5 protein-coding genes are annotated in these 7,126 nt (G+C 28.9%); 2 read left to right on the top strand and 3 right to left on the bottom strand.

Features of this window, described 5'->3' with window-relative positions; all coding sequences use genetic code 11:
* Positions 1-224: 224 nt before the first annotated feature.
* Positions 225-2,213 carry a putative porin gene (locus ACYEKI_RS21030; protein WP_459213186.1) on the bottom strand — a complete coding sequence of 663 codons (1,989 nt, stop codon included), beginning with the start codon at positions 2,211-2,213 and terminating at the stop codon, positions 225-227.
* A 275-nt stretch (positions 2,214-2,488) separates the two neighbouring features.
* On the opposite strand from ACYEKI_RS21030, the gene ACYEKI_RS21025 reads away from it, so the two are divergent.
* Positions 2,489-3,091: a ribonuclease HII gene (locus ACYEKI_RS21025; RefSeq protein WP_459213185.1), complete on the top strand. Its 603-nt coding sequence runs from the start codon at positions 2,489-2,491 to the stop codon at positions 3,089-3,091.
* Between the two features lie 142 nt (positions 3,092-3,233).
* Positions 3,234-5,708, top strand: a complete 2,475-nt coding sequence (locus tag ACYEKI_RS21020) for a hypothetical protein (RefSeq protein ID WP_459213184.1) — start codon at positions 3,234-3,236, stop codon at positions 5,706-5,708.
* Between the two features lie 89 nt (positions 5,709-5,797).
* Here ACYEKI_RS21020 and ACYEKI_RS21015 read toward each other — a convergent pair whose 3' ends face one another.
* Both ACYEKI_RS21015 and ACYEKI_RS21010 read right to left on the bottom strand, forming a co-directional pair.
* Positions 5,798-6,397: a hypothetical protein gene (locus ACYEKI_RS21015; RefSeq protein WP_459213183.1), complete on the bottom strand. Its 600-nt coding sequence runs from the start codon at positions 6,395-6,397 to the stop codon at positions 5,798-5,800.
* Positions 6,398-6,432: 35 nt separating this feature from the next.
* On the bottom strand, positions 6,433-7,041 hold the full coding sequence (locus ACYEKI_RS21010; protein ID WP_459213182.1) for a hypothetical protein: 609 nt from the start codon (positions 7,039-7,041) through the stop codon (positions 6,433-6,435).
* Between the last annotated feature and the right edge of the window lie 85 nt (positions 7,042-7,126).

Here is a 7,126-nt window from a genome sequence, read left to right as displayed (position 1 = left end):
TCGTTTCCTTTAGCCGTTTTGCGGGTGCAAATATACAACCCTTTTTTACTTCTACAAGCCTTTTTCCTATCTTTTTTCTAAAGTTTTTTTACCTACAGCCTTATACCCTTATACTACAGCTCTTTATACCTGAAAGTTTTTTTGAAGGTTTTTGATAAAATAAAAAACAGTGATTAAACCATTGGTCTAATCACTGCCTCTACTATATTATATACGTATACTCTCTATAAAAAGAAGTTCCAAACCAATCCAAATCGAATCACGGCATCTCTATATGCGTATCTAGGTGCAGAGAATTCTGTATTTTGACTAAAAGCTTCGGCAAAGTTCTCTACTTTAAAGAATATCCTCGTTTGTCTAATCTTTGCATTAAAGAATAAATCTATTTGAGGAAAGCCTCCTATCTCTTCATCATCTTGTATATAGAATTCTGATAATACAGGATCGTATGCATCTCCTTTATATGAACTAAAATATTTAAAAGTCACACCTGTTTGTAGATATAAGGCTCTTTTAAACCAATAGTCTTTATAGTATAGTGTATTTCTTGTTATAATATCTGGTATTCTATATACTTCTTCTCCTTTATTGGCTTTTTGGTATTGAATTGTATTATCAAATCCTATTACTTTTAAAAACGTAAAGTTTTTACTTGCTTTAACTTTAAAGACACTTATATCTTCTCCATACTGTCTAGGTGTTGTAATAGAATCTGCATCTTTATTAAAATATGTATAATTCTTTATTGTCTTATAGCTTGCTGATAGGTTAAAATATTTTTTGGATTTTATATCTAGCTGTACTTTTTGTGTTTCTACATTATCAAAGTCATTTTGCCAATTGTAATCTTTATAATCACTTTGATATAATAAGAAGTTATAATTAGGTGCTACTTCATTTATATCCCCTTGAAAACCTATATTGAAATCTTTTATACTATAATCTACTCTTGCTTTGACATAGTTACCTGAGAAATCTCCAGACAATAATGTCATTCCATCTGCTTTTATATGAAATCCTTTATATTCCTTTTCATATTCTCCTCCTACGGCTATTACATCTCCTTTTATTCTATTAGGTATTCTTTCTATAGTACCGTTTGTCGTTGTACGAGTTAAAATGGAGTTATATCCATAATTATAATCTGTATAACTTCCTTTTACTTTAAATTCTCCTAATACATCATTGTTATACCTTAAATAACCTTCATTTGTAAAATCTTCTAGAGCTACTTTATCACTTAATCCTTGGTTTATAAAGGAATCTCCAAAAAGATCATTTTGGTTATCCTGATCAAATTGATACGATTTATCTGTAATATCTAAGACATGTCCTAATGCTAATTCGTGATTACTACTATCTCGTTTTTTTATAAATCTATATTCATGATTAAGATAGAAACGTTTTCCTTTTAATACATTTTCTGCATTCTCAAATCGCACTTCTATAGATGCTCTATCTGCAAATTCTGTATCTTGAGATAAATATTGATTAACTCCAGATTCTGATAATCCTCCATTTTCTTGATTTAGTAAGTCTTGAGACACGAAATGAGTTCTTAGATAATATCTCTCATTTTTTGTGTTATAACTAGCAGTTGCTCTAAAGTTACCTGTACTTGATAATGCATGTTGGTATTTACCTAAAGATCGTACTCCTTTATACGCTATTGACAAATTAAGCCTTGGCGATGTATTTACTGTAAAAAAAGCATCCAATTGCTGTCCTTGCTCAAACGTTGTCTTAAAATACAATTCTGTTAATGGAGTAGGCACATGATAATAGTTTATATCTTCTGCTTCCATAAAATTGAAATGCCTAGCTCTTGCTCCAAATAATGGCAATAGATGTGTATATTCTTCTCGTTTGGCTAGACTATTATATGTTTGTCCTACATTATTAATAGGTAACAATTCAAAATCGTCTTTCCTAAGGTAATTAAATTTATAATCCTTATAGCTCGTTAATGTTGTATCTACATAGGTAGTATCATTTGCTATAGATATAATTTTATAGGCTGTGATTGGTGGCTTTTCTTTGTTATTTTTAATTCCCTTTTTATCGGTTCTATCCTGAAATACAGATCCACCTCTATTGGTAGCTTGTGAATTTTCTTCAGTTTTTTTTACTTCGATCTTTGAAAGCTTTTTTTCTTGTGCATTTATTGCAAAAGATATGATCAAAAGTACAAATACTACAAAGTGTTTTCTCACTTGTTCAATTTTTATCAATTATATTATGGATTCTTTTTACAATCCCCTTCTTTACTCTTTTAAAGCTAAAGCTTTGCAAAAATATACTTTTTTAGTCGAATTTAATTATCTCCTATTTATCAAATGTCTTATTATATAGGAAAACTTAAAATTCTCTAATCTCTTATATTTATCTTTATTAATTATTTTTCATTTTGTATTCGTTTTCAGTTTCTTGAACCTAGACCATATTTTTATCATTTTTTTTATTGTTTATGGCATAGTATATTCGCATTATGTTAGATTTAAAACTACATCCAGATCTTATCGAATGTGGTACAGATGAAGCTGGACGAGGATGCCTTGCTGGCCCTGTAACTGCTGCCGCAATTATCTTGCCAGATGACTTCAAAAATGATATCCTAAATGATTCAAAACAGCTAAGTGCTTCTAAAAGGAATACATTACTTCCTATAATAGAACGCGAAGCTTTGAGTTTTGGTGTAACTCATGTTTTTATGGATGAAATTGATGAAATCAATATTCTCAATGCTTCTATTCTAGCTATGCAGCGTTCTATCGAAAAACTTAGTTTGCTCCCTGAACATATCGTTATAGACGGTAATCGTTTTAAACCCTATAAGGATATTCCATACACCTGTGTTGTAAAAGGAGATGGGAAATTTTTAAATATTGCTGCTGCATCTGTTTTGGCAAAAACCTATAGAGATGCTTATATGGAAAAGATCCATGAAGAGTTTCCTATGTATAACTGGAAAAAAAATAAAGGCTATCCTACTAAGGAACATCGAGCTGCTATAAAAAAGTACGGTCCTACGAAATACCATCGTAAAAGTTTTAAATTATTACCTGAACAATTAGCTTTAGGTTTCGATTAAATACCTTTAAACGTAAAAAATTAACAATTCAACTATTTTTTATACTAATTCGACCTTATTTATCGTTCCATTTTTGGTTTTTACTTATTTTGTACGAGAAAAAGGAAAGGTAGGGATCAATTATTTACAAATTCGGATATAGATGAAAAAAGTATTTCTTTTATTGCTTTTTAGTGCACTTATTATAGGCTGTTCTAAAGCTCCTATTAAAAAGAGTTCGCTATTAAGTTATATTCCAAAGGATGCTCATATTATTGTTAAGATCAATGATCTTGAAAAAACTAAAAACGAATTGCGTAATAATAGTTTGATCAATAAAAATCTAGATCTTTCTTTTTTTAAATATTTTAATACGTTACCTAATCAGCAAAATACTTCAAAGGCTTCAGAAAGTTTATTGTGTTTTTCTCCTATAGGTAAAAATTCTTTTGAGTATACTTATATTTCTAAATTTAATTCTCAATTTATTTATAATGATTCTATACCTATTGATATTGTAGATACTTTTAGTTATGACGAAAATACTATCTATACTATCAAAAATGGTAAGCATTCTTTTTATTCTACTCAAATAGATAGCATGTTATTTGCTTCTTCTTCTATACTTTTAGTAGAAAATGCAATTAGACAAAAGAAGACTGATATCAATTTTTCTTCTGATTTAGAAAAGGCATATAAAATTTCTAGTAATGAAACTGGTTCTTCAATTCTTATTAACGGGAAAGAATTAACTACAATTCAAGAATCTTTGTTACCTAATGAAAAGGCCACTGTTTTATCTAATTTTAGTGGTTGGATTTCTCTTGATAGTCAAATTGATCAAGACATGATCAAAATTGATGGTGTTGCTATTGAAAAGGATTCTTTGTCTAGTACTATTGGTATTTTTGATAATTTAAAACCTAAAGAGAATAGAGTTGCCGAAGTTACTCCAGTTACGGCTAATGGTTACGTCTCTTTTACTTATGACGACCATCGTATTCTTAAACGTAATCTTGCTCTAGCTCAGGATAGAAATCTTAAGGATTTTCCTCTGAAGCTTGATCCCCTATTAGAATCTGCTTCAGAGATTGGTAAAATTTATTTACCCAAAGATCATGCTTTGGCTTTTACTCTGTATGATGTTGAATCTGCTCTTGAGCTTTTTCCTAAAAACAAAGTAAGTAGCTATCGTAATATAGAGATTCATGCTCATGATAGTGTTCAAGTATTCAATGAAACACTGCCTCCTTTGGTTTCTAACACAAAAGCCTCATATTATTTTGTTTATGATGACTTTCTTGTTTTTGCAGAACAACTAGAAACGCTTCAAACTATAATTGCTAATATTCAAAATAAGAGTACACTTGCCAATCAAACTGCTTTTAAAGAAGTTACCGATGAGCTTACTGATAAGACATCTATTACAATGGTTGGTAATCAAGATTTTCTTAAACAATATCTTTCTAAGGGTGTTGCTAAACGTTATAAAAAAGAATGGGAAAATCTACATCAAAAGCGATATCAAATAGCGGCTTTACAAATCATTAAAGAGGATGGTTATGCGCACTTGCATGGGATTCTTAAAAAGAATAGTAAAGTTACTCTTAGTTCTACTGTAAATCAAGCGGTAACTACAACTCTTGAAGCGCCTATAATTACGCGTCCAATCTTGGTTAAAAATCATAGATCAAAAGGTCTTGATGTTGCTGTTCAAGACATTAATAATAATTTGTATTTAATCTCGGATAAAGGTAGTATCTTCTGGAAAAAGCAGATCGATGGTGCTATAATGGGTGATATCCAACAAATCGATATTTATAATAATGGTAGGCTCCAATTATTATTTAATACTAGAAATACATTATATCTTGTAGATAGAGATGGTAAAGATGTTTATCCTTTTCCTAAACGTTTTTCTAAACCTATTACTCAGCCTGTAAGCTTATTTGATTATGATAAAAACAAACGTTATCGTTTTGCCATTACTCAAGGTAAAAAAATAACGATGTATAATACTTCTGCTCAAGTGGTATCTGGATTTAAATTTAAGGGGACGTCTTCTTCTATTATGACTTCTCCTAAACACATTCGCATAGCTGAAAAAGATTACATTTTGGTTGCTGAAGAAAACGGAACTTTACATATTCTAAATCGTATAGGAAAACCTCGTGTTCCTGTCAAAGAAAAGTTTGATTTTACATCCAATAATTGGTATAAGTTTGAAAACGCATTTACATCTACTACAAAAGATGGTAAATTAGTTAAAATAGCTCCTAATGGTACGATAACACTTAGAGATGCTAATTTGAACTCTAAAAATGATATCGTTACTACTAATATTACAAAGGTTACTTTTTCTGAAAATATATTGACTATAAAGGATAAAGTAATCGAGCTTGATTATGGTATTTATTCTAAACCTGAGATATTCTATATTAAGAATAAATTATATGTAAGTATAACGAATATACAAACGAGTCAAGTTTTTTTATATGATAGTACCGGTAATTTACAATCTAGTTTCCCTGTATATGGTAATTCATTAATGAGTCTTGGTAATATGGATAAAGATGAAGCGCTTGAGTTTGTTGTTAAGGGTGAAGAGAATACTATCTTGATTTATCAAATTAATTAATATTTTTAAGAATAGCTCTGATTTAATATTTCATTTAAATGTTGAGCACTTAACACTATAATGTTAAATGCTCAATTCCTTATTTTATATTATCCGTCAAAATCATCACAACCTTCTTTTTCAAATTTGTGTTCGTTTGTTTTAATCGTAAATATTTTATAGCGTCCTATATCTGTATTAGATAAAATAGTATCTAATTGTAATTCATAGAAATCCTTATTAATTGTTTTTATTATATCAATGGTATGTGTTACATCACCCTTTTTTACGGTTAGATTAAGTGATGATTTAGATTTTTCATGCTTTACAATATCAAATTCAGCAAGAAAATCTTGGTTTTTATTATCGAAACTAACTCCCTCTTCATAGGCAAAGAAATATATTTTTTGATCAATGCTGTCAATATAAAAATTTGGAGCAGACCCCATACAAGTGCTGTAAAAATCAAGCCAGTATTTCTTGAAAGGATCAGTAGTATCTTTCATATTCTCTGAAACACCAATTAAAGTTTTATCTAAGATATTTAGGTGACTTACAATAGGAGTTTTGTTAATACTTGTATCTGATTTAGTAACAGATATTTTGTCTTGTCTATTACTAATTTCGTTACTCTTATTATCTTGCTTGGCACAACTAATAAATATTATAATAAAACAAATTAGTAAACTTAGCTTTAGTATCAAATTCATCTCGTTTATACGATTTAAATATGTATTGTAAATAATTATTTGTGTGCTACTTTGACAAATGCCCCTTGATCATTGATTTTATATAATTGCTTTATTTCTTTTTTAATTTCATCATTAATGATTTCTTTCTTTGTCACCTTTATATCCAAAGCTTCATTTATTTCAAAATCTGTAATATTCTTATTCAGTTGCTCTGTCATTTCCTCATATAAATTATAAACCTCAATATAATCAATCATTTTCTCACCTTTGAATGTTACTAATATATAACGATTATTGTCTCCACATTCATCTGTAAGAAGAATAGGATCTATTGTACCTTTTTTCTTTAATCGATAATAAGATACTTCTGCTCTATAACACAATTTATTTTTAAGTTCATCTGATATCTCACATTTCAATACTTTTGCTTCAATATTGATTTCTATTAATTTAACCATTAAATCATCTGCACTCTTTATTGGTAATTTTAATATATTTTTATTATTCAAGCAGTTTCTTATTTGCTCTTCTTTATCTATCTCTTGAACCGTAATATCATTAATTACTTCTGTATTTTCTTTTATTATGTTTTCAGGTTTTTCTGATTTGCTTTTACATGATATTGCTAGACACAATAAAATTGCTAAAATTTTAAATTTCATATATATTAACCCGTGGTGCATTTAGGCAATATTAATTTTAAGATTGTTGATATTTCTTTGAAATAGAAACTTATTGATGTATTGA

It is taken from the genome of Aquimarina rhabdastrellae (genome assembly GCA_947387485.1).
Classification (GTDB): domain Bacteria; phylum Bacteroidota; class Bacteroidia; order Flavobacteriales; family Flavobacteriaceae; genus Aquimarina.
The sequence above is the reverse complement of the archived record's forward strand: the minus strand, read 5'-3'. Positions and strand labels throughout refer to the sequence as shown.